The sequence below is a fragment of the Microbulbifer sp. MCCC 1A16149 genome (genome assembly GCF_050368945.1).
Classification (GTDB): Bacteria; Pseudomonadota; Gammaproteobacteria; order Pseudomonadales; family Cellvibrionaceae; genus Microbulbifer.
The window spans coordinates 982434-997223 of the sequence record NZ_CP185959.1; the positions used below are offsets into that span (position 1 = coordinate 982434).

At 59.2% G+C, this 14790-nt stretch carries 13 protein-coding genes; 9 read left to right on the forward strand and 4 right to left on the reverse strand.

Annotation, left to right across the window (positions count from 1 at the left end):
* Positions 1–55 precede the first annotated feature (55 nt).
* The 3 genes from ACONT6_RS03980 to ACONT6_RS03990 all read right to left on the reverse strand — a co-directional run bounded on the left by ACONT6_RS03980 (position 56) and on the right by ACONT6_RS03990 (position 5311).
* Entirely contained in the window at positions 56–1555 is a 1500-nt protein-coding gene (locus ACONT6_RS03980; RefSeq protein WP_428820520.1) for a M20 family peptidase, read from the reverse strand.
* 98 nt (positions 1556–1653) lie between these two features.
* Positions 1654–3846: a TonB-dependent receptor gene (locus ACONT6_RS03985; RefSeq protein ID WP_428820521.1), complete on the reverse strand. Its 2193-nt coding sequence runs from the start codon at positions 3844–3846 to the stop codon at positions 1654–1656.
* A 217-nt stretch (positions 3847–4063) separates the two neighbouring features.
* Positions 4064–5311, reverse strand: a complete 1248-nt coding sequence (locus ACONT6_RS03990) for a helix-turn-helix domain-containing protein (RefSeq protein ID WP_428820522.1) — start codon at positions 5309–5311, stop codon at positions 4064–4066.
* 197 nt (positions 5312–5508) lie between these two features.
* Between ACONT6_RS03990 and ACONT6_RS03995 the strand changes: the two genes are divergently transcribed.
* From ACONT6_RS03995 to ACONT6_RS04035, 9 genes are all read left to right on the forward strand, one after another.
* Complete coding sequence (locus ACONT6_RS03995; protein WP_428820523.1) at positions 5509–6507, forward strand: LLM class flavin-dependent oxidoreductase; 999 nt, start codon at positions 5509–5511, stop codon at positions 6505–6507.
* Positions 6500–6913 carry a hypothetical protein gene (locus ACONT6_RS04000; protein ID WP_428820524.1) on the forward strand — a complete coding sequence of 138 codons (414 nt, stop codon included), beginning with the start codon at positions 6500–6502 and terminating at the stop codon, positions 6911–6913. Before ACONT6_RS03995 ends, ACONT6_RS04000 begins: the two co-directional genes overlap by 8 nt.
* Before the next feature lie 35 nt (positions 6914–6948).
* A complete protein-coding gene (locus tag ACONT6_RS04005) occupies positions 6949–7893 on the forward strand; it encodes an aldo/keto reductase (protein ID WP_428820525.1) in 945 nt (314 codons plus the stop codon).
* Between the two features lie 77 nt (positions 7894–7970).
* On the forward strand, positions 7971–8645 hold the full coding sequence (locus tag ACONT6_RS04010; protein WP_428820526.1) for a DUF6064 family protein: 675 nt from the start codon (positions 7971–7973) through the stop codon (positions 8643–8645).
* Positions 8646–8816: 171 nt separating this feature from the next.
* On the forward strand, positions 8817–9455 hold the full coding sequence (locus tag ACONT6_RS04015; protein ID WP_428820527.1) for an RpiB/LacA/LacB family sugar-phosphate isomerase: 639 nt from the start codon (positions 8817–8819) through the stop codon (positions 9453–9455).
* Between the two features lie 124 nt (positions 9456–9579).
* Positions 9580–10035, forward strand: coding sequence for a thiol-disulfide oxidoreductase DCC family protein (locus tag ACONT6_RS04020; protein WP_428820528.1), 456 nt, complete (start codon positions 9580–9582; stop codon positions 10033–10035).
* Between the two features lie 137 nt (positions 10036–10172).
* A complete protein-coding gene (locus ACONT6_RS04025; RefSeq protein ID WP_428820529.1) occupies positions 10173–10664 on the forward strand; it encodes an N-acetyltransferase family protein in 492 nt (163 codons plus the stop codon).
* Between the two features lie 68 nt (positions 10665–10732).
* The gene (locus ACONT6_RS04030; protein WP_428820530.1) at positions 10733–11704 is read left to right on the forward strand and encodes a hypothetical protein; all 972 of its coding nucleotides are present in this window, start codon (positions 10733–10735) and stop codon (positions 11702–11704) included.
* Positions 11705–11788: 84 nt separating this feature from the next.
* Complete coding sequence (locus ACONT6_RS04035) at positions 11789–13177, forward strand: glutamine synthetase family protein (RefSeq protein WP_428820531.1); 1389 nt, start codon at positions 11789–11791, stop codon at positions 13175–13177.
* A 112-nt stretch (positions 13178–13289) separates the two neighbouring features.
* On the opposite strand, the gene ACONT6_RS04040 is transcribed toward ACONT6_RS04035, so the two are convergent.
* Complete coding sequence (locus ACONT6_RS04040) at positions 13290–14558, reverse strand: 6-phosphofructokinase (RefSeq protein ID WP_428820532.1); 1269 nt, start codon at positions 14556–14558, stop codon at positions 13290–13292.
* Positions 14559–14790: the final 232 nt, after the last annotated feature.

Genomic DNA, 14790 nt, shown 5'->3' on the forward strand with positions numbered 1-14790 from the left:
GGAACCGGCAGCGCTGCTGCCGGTTCCCGGATAGGGGCAGGTGCCTGTTGGTTCCTCAGGGATTGCCGGCGCTCTCCATCAGGTGGCTGTAAAACTCTGCTGCCTTGAGCATGTTATCGACACTGATGCGCTCGTTGGTGCCGTGAAAGCCTTTGACGTCGTCGCGGGTCACGACCATGGGATTGAAGCGGTAGTTGTCTTCCGCCACCGCCTCATAGCGACTGCTGTCGGTTCCGCCCACGGTCAGGCCAGGGGCCGTAATGACGTGGTCATAAGTGCTGTGGGTGGCATGTTGGACCCTGTGATAACCCGCATTCTCGGTACTGGATACCCGCGAGGGGCTGTTGCTATTGCGTACCTGCACGGTGACCCGGGGATCATCGATGGTGGTGTTCAGGTATTCCACGACTGTCTGCTCGCTATCCCGCGGATGCAGGCGGAAGTTGATCGTGGCGACCGCTTCGATGGGTAACACGTTGTCTTTTACGCTGGCGCGCAGCATGGTGGGCGCTACGGTGGTGTGCAGCATGGCCGCGGTGCTGGGATTTGAACTGAGAGCGCGTTCGATCAGGCCACCGAAGAGCCAGCGGTTGGCAAACAGCATGCGCTTTTCGAATGACATATGCGGGGCAATGGCATCGAACATTTCTGCACTCAGCCCTTCCAGACCGCCCGCAATGGGCGCGGCCTGCAATTTCATCAGGGCGCCAGCCAGGGTGTCTACCGCGGTTTCCCGCGGCGGCATGGAGGAGTGCCCGCCGTCGCCCCTGGCGACCAGGTCCAGGGTGAGGTAACCCTTTTCCGCCACATTGATACTGGCCACATCCTGCTCGACCCCAGGCACGAACCCACGCAGCACGAAGGAGCCCTCGTCCAGGGTCCAGGCCAGTTGCACGCCGTCATTTTTCAGGGTTTCTACCACTGCGGCAGTGCCGCTGGAACCGCCGATTTCTTCATCGCTGGTGATGGCGATATACAGCGTGCGGCGCGGCTGGAAGCCCTCGGCCAGCATTTGCGTAGCGGCCTCCATCAGGGCGATGGCGGCGCTCTTGTCGTCCAGTGCTCCCCGACCCCAGATATGTGTATCGTCGATAGCGCCGCTGTAGGGCGGCTGTTGCCATTCGTCTTCGGTGCCGGGGATCACCGGGACCACATCGTAGTGGGCGGAAAACATGACTGGCTGCAGGGCGGGTTCGCTGCCGCGCCATGTAAATAGCAGTGTGTAGGGTTGTTCCGGATTTATCCCCAGTGGCTGTACGTCGAGTTGCGCGTGTACCTGTGGGTAAGTGGCCGCGAGCCAGTCGAGAAACTGCTCAAACTGTGCCCGGGTTGCGGCGTTGTGCAGCTCGGAGGAAATGGTCTGGAACTGAATCGCCCGCGACAGGTTGCCGGCAATCTGCTGCGCGTCGAACTGCGGATTGAAAGCGCGAGGCGATTGCGACTCACTGGCGGGAGTGTGGGAAATTGGTTCGGCGCTGTAGAGCGCGGTGCGTACCAGTACAACGGCCACGATTGCGAGGAGGCTGGCGCCGAGCCCCATCAGAAGTTTCTTCATGGGAACATCTCAGGTTGGTTCTTCGTATTTTTATCGGTCTGCCGCAGGCAGTGCCTGCAGCAGACCCGTGTCCCGACGGGGTCGGGACAGAGGTGCGATCAGAAACGGTAGCCGACTTCGAGCCCGTAGGTGCGGGGCATGCCCTCGAAGTGCGCCAGGGTACCGAAGAAATCGCGGGTAGTGCTTGTCAGGTACGCTTCGTCCAGCAGGTTGCGCGCCCACAGGGAAGCACTCCAGTTCTCGCTGTCGCTGATCACGCCGATACGTGCATTCACCAGTTCAATATCGTCGACCCAGCCATACTGGACCACGTCACCGGTCAGCAAGGTCCGGTACTGCTCGTTGTCCGCGGTGTTGTAGTAGTCGTCGCGGAACGAGTAGTCGATCCGCGCCATGACTTCTACGCCCATGGACATGATCGGGTAGCGGTACTGGGCACCCAGGTTGATGGAGTAATCGGATGCTCCCGGCAGTTTGTTACCGGAGACATCGGCACCGCCGGCTCCGCCGCCGGGGTAATCTGCAAACTTCGCATCCAGCAGGCCCAGGGCCGCGTTCAACTGCAGGTAATCGCTGGCTCTATAGGTGAATTCTGCTTCGAGGCCACGGGTCTCCACTTCCGCCGCATTGCGGATGGAAATGGAAGTGCGCCCTTCGCCGAGATCTATGAACTGGTTCACCTGGTAGTCGGTGAAATTGGACTGGAAGGCCGCCAGGTTGAAACTCAGGCTGCGATCCAGCGCGGTGCCCTTCAGGCCAATCTCATAGCTGTCGACGGTTTCCTTGTCGAAGTCGATACCCGCTTCCAGGTCGCTCTGGCCGATAAAGTCGAGGTTGAAACCACCGCTTTTAAAACCACCGGCGTACTTGGCGTAGCCGTGAACATCGGGGGTGAACGCGTAGTTCAGCACCACATTAGGTGAAAAATGACTGTCTGTGCGGCTGTCGTTCACACTGCCGGTGCCCATGGCGAAGGCGCCGGAGCCGGAACCGTCGATGCTCCAGTCCACCTCTTTTTCTTCTTCCGAGTAGCGGAAGCCGAAGCCCAGCTTCCACTGGCTGCTGAGCTGGTAGCTACCGTTCATGAAGACAGCAAAGCTGTTGGTGTCGACGGTGCCATCGGTGGTAACCGGTACCTCCGGATTGGTGCCGAACAACATGGCGGCGGTTGGTGAGCTGACAATCTGACGCAGGCTGTCGCCCTCCTGCTGGTACAGGTACAGGCCGGCTACATATTGCAGGTCTTCGGTTTCCGGCGAGATCAGCTGGAACTCCTGGGTAACCTGTTTGTAGCTGTCCGCATAGCGCAGCTCGGCGAGATCCAGCGCTGAGTAGTCCACATCGTTGCGGTAGAAAATTTCCGTATCCCGCACTGCGGAGATGGACTTGATCGCAAACCCGGAGGACAGATCCCAGTTCATGGTCAGCGCGCTGCCGCGGATTTCCCGGGACTCCAGCGGGTCGTGGTTCATGGCCACGGTATCGTCCTCCGGCGCCACGGTATCCGGGGTCATGCCAAAGGTGTCGGTGACCGGCTCGCCGACATAAGTCAGGCGTTCGCCCTCGGTGCCATCGATTGCCAGGTTGGCGGTGAAGCTGCCGCCGGCATCGTAGACCAGCTGTGCGCGATAGGCGTCACCGTCCTGTTCATTGAGCTTGTTGCCGGTAACGGTGTTGGTCTGGGTGCCATCGCTTTGTTGGCTGCTCACAGAGATTTTGCCGAACAAGGCGTCGGACAGGGGGGCGCTTACTGAAGCGGATATCTGGCGTGCGTTGAAGTTGCCGTATTCCACATTGAGGCTGCCCTCCAGCGTGTCCCCGGGCTGGCGGGAAACCAGGTTGATCGCCCCCGCCACGGTATTTTTGCCGAACAGTGTGCCCTGGGGGCCGCGCAGTACCTCGATGCGCTCGAGGTCCAGCAGTTCCTGGTTCAGCGCGGGCGATTGCCCCAGGTAAACGCCGTCGAGATAGACCCCGACCCGGGTATCAAAACCAATGTTGCGGCTGTTGGCGCCGACCCCGCGGATACTGACGGTCGAGTCGAAGTCTTTGCCGGAGCTGATGGACAGGTTGGGCACGAACTCGGCGACTTCTCGCAGCTGGCGTACACCGGTCTCCTCAATGCTCTCGGCGCTGAAGTTGGTAATGGCAATCGGTACTTCTGTAAGGCGTTCGGTCCGCTTCTGGGCGGTGACCGTCACCTCCTCCAATTCTGCAGCCATGGCCCAGGGGGCGATTGCGGCGGTCACTGCCGCGGCCAATGCGTGGGGTAAAAATCGGGGGGCTGTCATAGTCTCTCCTGGCTTGAATTTTTATTGGTATACAGCGGCTGGCGGCGCGCTTTGGTGGTGCCGAAATTTTCAGCCATTGCGTTATAGCCGGGGGAGAGCGGGATTGCTTCCGGGTTTGGAAAACCGCACAAAGAAATCCGGGTTCGCAGTGCTAATTTGCAAATCCGGAATTAAAAAGTGTTTAAAAACAAGGGGTTGTGTAGTTTCTGGAGGCGTCTCAGGAGGTGGTGTCGACAGTTGTGTCGGTGTGTTCCCGCCGCTGGCGAAACTGTTTTGGCGTAGCCTGCAGGCGCTTTTTAAAGTGCGCGAAGAAGGTGGAGTTTGAATTGAAGCCCGCCTGCAGGCCGATGTCGGTCACCGACAGATGGGCATACTGCGGATCGCTCAACAGACGTGCTGCTTCCTCTACCCGACGCTGATTGATGAAGTCGTAGAAGGATTGCCCGGCGAAGCCATTGATGCTTTCCGAAAGGTGGTGCACCGGTATGTCCAGGGTTCGGGCCAGCTCAGCGATCTTGAGTCCCGGCTTAAGGTAGGGCCTGTCCTTCTGCATCAGCTGTTGCAGCTGTTGCCAGATGGCGGCGGCTGCGGATTCCGTCAGGCTGCTGGTCTGGTATTTCTCAGCGTTTTCGGATGCCGATTTCAGGTCTTCACGCTCTGCGTGCGATGCCTGCGCGGCAGGCGGCCTTGGCTCGCGGCGTACCCGGAGCGTGCCTGCTTCCAGCTGGATGTACCGCTGTTGAAGGCCGAAGTAACCCAGCATCAGACTCAGCACCAACGGGGAGAGGCTCTGCAAAATGCCGGTGGTGAGCTGGAATCGCTCGCGGGTAAACTGATGGGTAAAACTGTGGATCTCGATACCGACGGCCAGCAGGGCTGCCGCGACGTAACAACACAGCAGCACCTTCAGCCAGCGCAGATGCACGTGATCAATCTCCGAATACTGCGCCTTGATGCGCCTCAGGTGCGGGCGCAATACCCACAACGCGGCGCCGCAGTAGCCAATCAGCGACAGGTAGGTGAACGCGCGGTGCATAAAGCGCGCCTGATACACCACATCGCATGCGGACGTGCGCAGGCAGGGGAAAGAGAGTAGCCCGTTGTCCGACAGTGGTTGCTGCAGCCACCAGGTCAGCGCCATCAGTGGTGCGGGCAGCAGGTGCAACAGGTGTTGTCGCCGCCAGGTGAAATCCGGTTGGGCCAGCAGCTGGGTAAAAAAGTAGAGCAGGGGGCCGGGTAATAACTGCAGCGAGAATATGTAGTAGTAGGACGCGGGCTGAGTTGGCTGTTCCATCATCGGCAGCTGCGCCGCGGCGATGGTGCAGCTGACCACCAGCAGTTGTGCCAGGCAGTGATTGGCCCGGCGGTTGCCCCACGGAACCATCCACAGCAACAGAATCAGCGGCAAGCAGATACAGATGCTGGCAAAAATAAGCAGGCTGATAGGTTGAAACGTGATGACCATTGAATACGCCCGTTGTGACCGGGCGATGTTAATGCAAACGCCGCCAGACCTGAACCTTGTCGAAATATTCTGGCAAATGGCGGGCGTGGTCAAAATGTGCTCAGCATTCAGTTGTTGCCGCGAGATCGCTACTATTCATTGGTTGACCAAACCCGCATTCCGGTCACCGTCCAATTTTTGTCCAAAAAGGAGCTGATGTGCGCGCTTACTCATTACTGGACCTTTCTCCCATCACCGATACCGGCAGTGCCCGCCAGGCGCTGCAGAACTCCCTCGACCTGGCACAGCATGCAGAGGCCCAGGGATACCGGCGTTTCTGGATGGCGGAACACCACAATATGGCCGGAGTCGCCAGTGCCGCTACCGCGGTGGCGCTGGGGTATATTGCCGCGGGTACGGAAAAAATCCGCGTGGCCGCCGGTGGGGTGATGTTGCCCAATCACGCACCGCTGGTGATTGCCGAGCAGTTCGGCACCCTGGCCGCGCTCTATCCCGATCGTGTGGATCTTGGGCTGGGACGTGCGCCGGGCACCGATGGCGCGACCATGACGGCGCTGCGGCGGGATCCCCTGCATGCGGCGGACCAGTTTCCGCAGGATGTGCGCGAGCTGCTGCACTACTTTGCCCCGGAAAAGCCCGGGCAGCGGGTGCGTGCGGTGCCCGGAGTAGGGCTGCAGGTGCCGGTCTGGCTGCTGGGCTCCAGCCTGTACAGCGCCCAGCTGGCGGCGGCCATGGGACTGCCGTTTGCCTTCGCCTCGCACTTCGCTCCGGCCATGCTGGATCAGGCGCTGCATCTGTACCGCGAGCAGTTCCAGCCTTCCGAATTTCTTGAGGCGCCCTATGTGGCCGCTGCGATCAATGTGTTTGCCGCGGACAGTGATGACGAAGCGCGTCGGCTGATGACATCCATCGAGCAGCAATTCGTCGCCCTGCGCCGGGGAACACCGGGCCCGCTGAAGCCGCCGGTAGCGGACCCGGCCACCATCGCCGCGCCCAGTGAGCGCGCACAGGTGGCGCAGGCACTGGCGGAAAGCGCCGTGGGCACGGGTGAAACCATCGCGCCCTGGATCGATCGCTTTCTCGAGCGCACCCGGGTGGATGAGCTGATTGTTACCGGCGCCATCTACGATCATCGCGCGCGGCTGCGCTCGTTTGAGCTGGCGGCTGAAGTGTTGCGGGAACGTGTGAATGCCTGACGAGGGTATGGCGTCGCAGAGCCGCTGGCTCCTGTTCCTGGCGCATTTCCTGTTTGTGCTGGCGGCGTGGACGGTATTTATCAAATACCTGTTTCCCATTGCCTTTGCCCTTGGCAGTGGCGAGCCGTGGAACAGCCACGTCTACTGGGATCTGTGGCCCCTGGCCCACCTGTGGCTGGGCTGGGCGCTGGTGACACAGGCGTCTTATGCCCGGCCGTTGGCCATCGCCATGTCGGTGATCGAGGTTGTCATCATCGTCAGCAAATTCGCGCTGTTTCTGTCGGATCCCGAGTGGACCATCTGGCGCAGCAACTGGTTCGTCAACAAAGTGTTTGTGCTGGGCTGTTTTATCCTGGTGTTCGCCACTGCAATGACGCGACCGGAAGCTTTTCGCTCACGCCGATAGCCTGTTTCCCGAAACCCAATGAGAGGGAGAAAACCATGGAAGGTCAGTACCTGCGCAGACAATTTCTCAAAATGCTCTCCGCGGGCCTCGCCGGTGTGTGGGGCCTGCCTGGCCGTGTTCATGCACAGGAGGCAATGGCCGCAGCGACGGTGGTCACAAAGGCCATCCCGAGCAGTGGAGAAGCGCTGCCGGTCATCGGAATGGGCACCTGGCGTACCTTTAATGTGGGCGACGACCCGCAGTTGCTCGCCGCGCGTACACAAGTGCTCGAGGCGTTCTTTGCCCACGGCGGTGGCCTGATTGATTCCTCCCCCATGTACGGTTCCGCCGCGGATACCATCGGCCATGCCCTGAAGCAATTGGGCAAACCGGAATCCCTGTTTTCCGCGGAAAAAGTCTGGAGCCCTGCTGGTGGTACCACCCGAGAACAGATTGCGAGCCTCGCGCGGCGCTGGGGTGTGGATAAGTTCGACCTGGTGCAGGTGCACAACCTCGACAACTGGCGCGAACATCTGGCGGTACTGCGGGATATGAAGGCTGCCGGTGACCTTCGCTATGTGGGGATCACTACCTCTCACGGCAGGCGCCACCCCGAGTTCGAACAGATACTGGCTAGCGAAGATATAGATTTCTGCCAGCTCACCTACAACATCACCCATCGCGAAGCGGAGCGGCGGTTGTTGCCGCTAGCACGGGAAAAAGGTATTGCGGTGATTGCCAACCGGCCCTATGACGGCGGCAGCCTGATCAAGGGCTTGAAGCGCAGGGACGCGGTACCGGAATGGGCGCAGCAGGAGTTCGCCTGCAGTACCTGGGCGGAGTTCCTGCTGAAGTTTATCGTCAGTCACCCGGCGATCAACTGCGCCATTCCCGCCACGTCCCGGGTACCGCACATGAATGAGAATATGCGCGCCGGCAAAGGCCCTCTGCCCGATGCCGCCGCGCGGCAGCGCATGGTCCGCTTTATTGAATCCCTGTGAATAACGCGCAATGAAAATGAACGGTGAAACTCTTTATCAGCGAAGAGCTGCCAGCGAAAACTGGCTGAAAAAACAAGATGGGTGACTGGGCCAGTTATCAGCTGCAGGATTTTATTCCCTTCAGTGCCGAGGTGTACTTTCGCCTGCTTGCCAGAATGGGCGAGGACTTCTGGCCATTGCGGTGGGCTACCCTGGCACTGGGCGCTCTTGCACTCGCAGTGGCGATCCGCGGGCGCGCCCGTTTAGCCCTGTTGCTGCTTGTGCCCCCCTGGGTGTTTGTCGCCGTGGCCTTTTTTGCCCAGCGCTACGTCACCCTCAACTGGGCGGGGGATTACCTCTGTTGGGCCTGGCTGTTGCAGGGGGCACTGCTGGCTGGCATTGCGGGGTGCGGGATCGGTTGCGAGCGAGCGCGGCCACATCCCACACCTTCCTTTTTGATCGGCATGCTCCTCATGCTGATTGCACTCATCGGTATGCCTCTCGCGACGTCTGCTTCCGGGGTAGGCTGGCAGCAGGCCGAGTTCTTTGGGCTGCATCCGGACCCGACGGCTCTGTTTACCCTCGGGATTGCCCTGATCGTATTGCGAGGCCCCGCACTCTGGTGCGCGGTATTGATCCCTATGCTGTGGATCGCTGTATCCGCGCTCACCCTGCTGGTACTGGAATCGCCTCGTGCCGTGGCCCTGTTTGCCGCTGTGGCTCTGGGGGGCGTCGGGCTTGTCTGCAGGAGCTGGCCCGTAGGGCGGGGCTGATGAAGGCGCGGCTGTCTTGCAAACCTGCCTGACCGGTTTAAATAATCGGCCAAACACTTATAATGCGCGGACAGATAATAGGCCGCGCCAGGTACCATTTGTACGAATAATGTACGCCTGGTGGCGAAACAGATTCCGGTCCCTGTATCCCGGGGCAACAGGAGAGCAATTATGAAAATCGCACTGATGAACGAATTCAGCCAGGCGTCTAAAAACGCCACCGTGCTGAAAGAGTTGCAGGACGTCGCCGGCGAACTGGGCCACACCGTGTACAACACCGGTATGAGCGACGACAACGATCACCGTCTGACCTACATCCACCTCGGCATCATGGGCAGCCTGCTGCTGAACTCGAAGGCGGTAGACTTCGTGGTGAGTGGTTGTGGTACCGGCCAGGGCGCGCTCATGTCCCTGAACGCCTATCCCGGTGTGACCTGTGGCTACTGCATCGATCCGGCGGATGCCTTCCTGTTTGCCCAGATCAATAATGGCAACGCGCTGGCGATTCCCTTTGCCAAGGGCTTTGGCTGGGGTGCGGAACTGAACATCCGCTACATGTTTGAAAAAGCCTTCACCGGCGTGAAAGGCCAGGGTTACCCGCCGGAGCGCAAAGAATCCCAGGTGGCCAACGCCGGTATTCTGAACCAGATCAAGGCAGCCACCGGCAAAGCCTTCCTCGACGGGCTCAAGGCCATCGATCCGGAACTGGTGAAAACCGCAGTAACCGGTGAGCGCTTCCAGGCCTGTTTCTTCGAAAACAGCCTGGATCAGGAACTGACCGACTTCGTGCGCAGCGTACTGGATTCCTGAGACTCGCAGCGGGTGTCTTAAACGTGTACCCGTTGGCAAAGGCCGCTCTGGAATATCCAGAGCGGCCTTTTTTGTTTTATATTCCCCTGACTGTTTCGAGTTTTCTGATCAGGGACGTTGTTGTATGTCGCAAGACAATCGGACCATCACCGCCCCCTACCTGGAAGAAGGGGACAGGGTGGTCCTGTTTGACGGGGTTTGCCGCCTGTGCTCCGCCTGGGCGCGCTTTTTACTTAAATTCGACCGCGATCGTTGCTTCAAACTCGCCACAGTGCAGTCGGAAGAAGGGCAGGCGATTCTTTCTTTTTTCGGTTTGCCGCTGGATGAATATGAAACCATGCTTCTGGTCGAAGGAAATCAGATGTATGTAAAGTCTGATGCCTTCCTGCGTATCGTCAAACAACTCCCCCTGCCGTGGCCGGCTCTCATCTGTTTACGCCTGATTCCTCGAACAATAAGGGATTGGATGTATGATCGTGTCGCGCGTAATCGATATCGGCTATTTGGCAAAAACCCGGTTTGTGTCGTCCCCAGCGCAGCGGATGAAGCGCGCTTCCTGACAGAAAAGAAATCTCGCTAGACAGGTGCCTTACATGAGCAGTTATGCGGTTTGTCGGTTGTCCATCGCGTTTATCTGGCTGTATCACGGTTTGGTGCCCAAGTTGCTCGACTCCTCATGTCGGTGCCGTACAAAAGCGAATCGGTAGGGTGCGGAAAATGGAAATTCGAGAAGCACGCCCAATCGATTTCGAACAGATCTGGCCCATCTTTCATCAGGTGGTCCGCGCTGCGGACACCTACGCCTATGCACCGGATACCTCGCGAGAGGAAGCCTACAAGATCTGGATGGAAATGCCGCTAAAAACCTATGTCTGTGAGGTGGGCGGGGAGATCCTGGGTACCTACTACCTTAAAACCAATCATGCGGGCCCCGGCGCGCATGTGTGTAACTGCGGCTATATGGTCGCGGCAAATGCTCGGGGACGTGGACTGGCTTCCGCCATGTGTGACCACTCCCAACAGGTTGCCCTGGAGCTTGGCTTCAAGGCCATGCAGTTCAACTTCGTCGCCTCCACCAATGTGGGGGCGGTACGCTTGTGGAAGAAGCTGGGTTTCGACGAGGTGGGGCGCTTGCCTGAGGCCTTTAACCACCCCACTGCGGGGTATGTAGATGCGTTCGTCATGTACAAGTGGCTCGACGCCTCGTAGGATTTTAAACGGCTTTACAGGGATTTTTGTCAGGGCTCGGAACCTGGGAAAATAAAAAGGGATTGATCATGGATGATGAAACTTCAACTCCCGGGCGCTGCCGGGTCTGCGAAACGCCCTTGCTCGACAGCTTTACCCCTCGCAAAGACGACGACAGGTTTGCGGTCTGCACAGCGTTTGAATGCAGCAACTTTCTCGAGCGTCATCGCAACCTGCCCCTCAACCTGTTCCAGTCCCAGCTGCTGTTTCACCGGGAGCAGTTGCGGGAACGGCGTCTCGCGCGCTCGGAAAATGAAGCCAGAATCCGTGCGCGCGTTGTGGAGGAGGAAGAGGAAAATATCCGCTTGCTCGATGCCGCGCAGCAGGAGCTTCCCGGTCTCGCACAGCAATCCCCCAGCCTGATGGTGATCCCCGCGGGACGCACCCGCATGGTGCCGGTTTCTCCCGAGCGTATTGAAAGCTATCGCGCGCACTTGCAAAAGGTAATTGCAGAGGCGCGGAGCTTTGCTTGTGTGTCAGATATTCCGCAGGACGATCAGAACTGGGCGCCTCGCGAGAAAAACCTGCAGCATGAAAACGCATTCCGCGAACAGCCCGAAGTGGCGCTGGTGAGCGACCACCTGTGTGGCATGTGCAAAGGTGCTTGTTGCTCATCCGGGCAGAATCACGCTTACCTCTCGCCACTGAGTATGCGTCGGACCATGGACGAAAACCGGGCGCTTGACGACGGTGATATTGCGGCCCTGTACCTTTCCCGCGTTTCCAGTGAGTCCATAGAGGGGGCCTGTATCAATCAGACCAGCAGCGGCTGCAGTCTGCCAAAAGAAATGCGTGCGGATATCTGCAATGCCTATTTTTGCGATCCCATTCTTGAATACCAGCGGGCGTGTGCAGCATCTGCTGAGGTACCGCCCGTGTTCGCGGTGCAGAGGGAATATCTCTCCGCCGCGACCATCAGTCCTGACACCACCAACGAAGTGCTCGCGACCGCGTTGGTGCGGAGCACGGGCCCCGAGTTTACGGTGCCGCAGGAAGACTGACCGACTGCGCCGGCGGGGATAATTCTCCGGTGACACACACTTTCCTTTACACTGCGGGCTTCAATTCCTATCACCGGAGCCTATATGACGCAGCCCGACGCTAATTCCTGGCTGGATACTCTGCCCAAAGCCTTTCTTGCCTATCTCGATGGCCGTCGTCTGGATGAGGTGGAGTGCATAGTCCCGGACCTGAATGGTATGTCGCGCGGCAAGGCGATGCCGCTGAACAAGTTCTCGCCGGAGGCCCCGATCTTCCTGCCCATATCCATTTTCTACCAGACGATTACCGGTCAGGATGTGGAAATGGATATCGAAAACCAGTGGGCCGAAAGCGATATGGCGCTGGTAGCGGATATGTCCACTGCCATGGCGGTGCCCTGGGCGAAGACGCCGGCGCTGCAGATTATTCACGACCTGCAGGATCTCGACGGTAACCCCATCCCCTGTGCACCGCGCAATGTGTTGAAGCGGGTGATCGGTATGTACCGGGACCGGGGCTGGCTGCCGATCGTGGCGCCGGAGCTGGAGTTCTACCTGACCCGGCCGAATGTGGACCCCAACGAGCCGATCCAGCCGCCGGTGGGCCGCAACGGGCGCTCGGGGACTTCCCTGCAGTCGTACTCCATGACAGCCATCGATGAATACGGACCGGTGATCGATACCATCTACGAATTCGCCGAGGCCGCCGGCCTGCATATCGATTCCGTGATTCAGGAAGACGGCGCCGGACAGGTGGAATTCAACCTTACCCACGGTGACCCTCTGTTGCTGGCCGACCAGGTGTTTTACTTCAAGCGCATTATTCGTGAGGCGGCGCTGAAAAACGGCATGTTTGCCACCTTTATGGCCAAGCCCATGCGCGACCAGCCCGGTAGCGCCATGCACATCCACCAGAGCGTGGTGGACTGTGACAGCGGGAAAAACATTTTTTCCACGGACGACGGCAGCGCATCGGATCTGTTCCGTTACTTTATCGGCGGCACCCAGAAGCATCTTCGGGAAATCATGCCGTTCATTGCCCCCAACGTGAATTCCTACCGCCGCTTTGAAATGGCGGATAATTCCAGTGCCCCCACCAATATCGGTTGGGGCTATGACAATCGCGCTACCGGGCTGCGGGTACCGCACTCCGGTGCCCAGGACCGACGCCTGGAAAACCGCGTGGTGGGCGTGGATGCCAATCCCTATCTGGCCATTGCCGCGAGCCTGGTGTGTGGATATCTGGGTATGGTGAACGGAGTGGAGCCCAGCGCGCCCGCAACATCTGAGCTGAATGAAGACCAGGAGGCCAGTTTTTATATCCCGGAGACCTTTGATGAGGCGCTGCGGATCTTTGATGACGCCGAGGAAGTGCGCGCGGCGATGGGGGAGGACTTCTGCCAGCTTTACGCGGCGGTGAAGTATGAGGAAATGCGCCTGTTCCACCGGGAGATTTCACCCTGGGAGCGCCAGCATCTGTTGCTGAATGTTTAGATAAACAATCGGGCCGCGGACAGTGGTCTGTGTGCCAACAAAAAAGCCTCCATCCGATCGCGGATGGAGGCTTTCTTTTATCTGGATAGACTTGCGGGATTGGCGTTTGCGCTTAAACGTCAAAGCCCTGTTCCAGCTTCTTGTCCACCAGGATTTTTTTCAGGCGCGCGTACTGGGGGATGCCGTTTTTGTAGGGCGGGTAGTCTTCGCCCTGGATCAGCGGCTCCAGGTAGTTGCGGGCGGCCTCGGTGATACCGAAACCGTCTTCGGAAATAAATTCCTCGGGCATGAACTTCTCGACGTTGGCCACCTCGGACAGCGGAGCTTCGCCAATGCTCCAGCTGTAATCGGCGGCGGAGCTGCCATTGCGCTCAATGGTAGGCATGATCGCGTTCTTGCCGGCAACCGCTGCCTCCACCGCGGCCTTACCTACCGCGTAAGCTTGCTCCACGTCGGTGGCAGATGCGATGTGGCGCGCGGCGCGCTGCAGGTAGTCGGCCAGTGCCCAGTGGTATTTGAAGCCCAGCTCGTCCTTGACCATCTTGGCCAGGGTCGGTGCTACACCACCCAGCTGCTTGTGGCCGAAGGCATCGACGCTGCCGGCGTCGGCGAGGAAGGTGCCGTCTTCGTACTGGGCGCCTTCGGAGGCAACGATCACGCAGTAGCCCTTGTCGGTAACAGTCTGCTGAACCTTGGCGAGGAACTTTTCTTTATCAAACGCGACTTCCGGGAGCAGGATGATGTGCGGTGCATCGCCTTCCTCTTCCTGGGCGAGGGCGCCGGCGGCGGCAATCCAGCCCGCGTGGCGGCCCATCACTTCGACGATGAACACCTTGGTGGAAGTGGCGCACATGGAAGCCACGTCCAGCGCCGCTTCCTTGGTGGATACTGCAACGTATTTGGCGACGGAACCGAAGCCCGGGCAGTTGTCGGTGAACGGAAGGTCATTGTCCACGGTCTTGGGAATGTGGATGGCCTGGATGGGGTAACCCATCTTCTCCGACAGCTGGGAAATCTTGAGACAGGTATCGGCGGAATCACCGCCACCGTTGTAGAAGAAGTAGCCGATATCGTGGGCCTTGAACACTTCGATCAGACGCTCGTACTCGGCGCGGTTCTGCTCGAGGCTCTTCAGCTTGTAGCGGCAGGAGCCAAAGGCGCCGGAGGGGGTGTGGCGTAACGCGGCAATGGTGTCACGGCTTTCCTGGCTGACATCGATCAGCTCCTCGCGGAGGGCACCGACAATACCGTTGAGGCCGGCGTAGACCTTGCCGATCTTGTCGCCGTGCTGCTGGGCAGTCTCTATGACTCCACAAGCGGAGGCGTTGATGACGGCGGTAACGCCGCCGGATTGCGCGTAAAAAGCGTTCTTCTTCGACATGTCTATCCTATGGCTGCAGTCGCTGTTTCTCGTCTAAGTCGCCACGCAGTGGCGTGGTTGCTGGCGGGCGGCTTCTGTCGGCTACCTCACGCGGCGCGAAGTCTAATGTATTCATATGGCAATTGCATGGAATTGCGGGCATTCGACACTTACTGCGGGAAAATCCCGTGATAAGCTTGCGCGGCCTTGAATTCACTGGGTTTGACGGCAAATGTGAATTGCCGTCGCCATC

Bases quoted from the DNA above. Each gene is read 5' to 3' on its own strand.
- ACONT6_RS04005 (WP_428820525.1), top strand. From the start codon at position 6,949: ATGGAAGGTCAGTACCTGCGCAGACAATTTCTCAAAATGCTCTCCGCG.
- ACONT6_RS04040 (WP_428820532.1), bottom strand. From the start codon at position 14,558: ATGTCGAAGAAGAACGCTTTTTACGCGCAATCCGGCGGCGTTACCGCC.
- ACONT6_RS03985 (WP_428820521.1), bottom strand. From the start codon at position 3,846: ATGACAGCCCCCCGATTTTTACCCCACGCATTGGCCGCGGCAGTGACC.
- ACONT6_RS03980 (WP_428820520.1), bottom strand. From the start codon at position 1,555: ATGAAGAAACTTCTGATGGGGCTCGGCGCCAGCCTCCTCGCAATCGTG.
- ACONT6_RS04025 (WP_428820529.1), top strand. From the start codon at position 10,173: ATGGAAATTCGAGAAGCACGCCCAATCGATTTCGAACAGATCTGGCCC.
- ACONT6_RS04000 (WP_428820524.1), top strand. From the start codon at position 6,500: ATGCCTGACGAGGGTATGGCGTCGCAGAGCCGCTGGCTCCTGTTCCTG.
- ACONT6_RS04015 (WP_428820527.1), top strand. From the start codon at position 8,817: ATGAAAATCGCACTGATGAACGAATTCAGCCAGGCGTCTAAAAACGCC.
- ACONT6_RS04020 (WP_428820528.1), top strand. From the start codon at position 9,580: ATGTCGCAAGACAATCGGACCATCACCGCCCCCTACCTGGAAGAAGGG.
- ACONT6_RS04010 (WP_428820526.1), top strand. From the start codon at position 7,971: ATGGGTGACTGGGCCAGTTATCAGCTGCAGGATTTTATTCCCTTCAGT.
- ACONT6_RS03990 (WP_428820522.1), bottom strand. From the start codon at position 5,311: ATGGTCATCACGTTTCAACCTATCAGCCTGCTTATTTTTGCCAGCATC.
- ACONT6_RS04030 (WP_428820530.1), top strand. From the start codon at position 10,733: ATGGATGATGAAACTTCAACTCCCGGGCGCTGCCGGGTCTGCGAAACG.
- ACONT6_RS04035 (WP_428820531.1), top strand. From the start codon at position 11,789: ATGACGCAGCCCGACGCTAATTCCTGGCTGGATACTCTGCCCAAAGCC.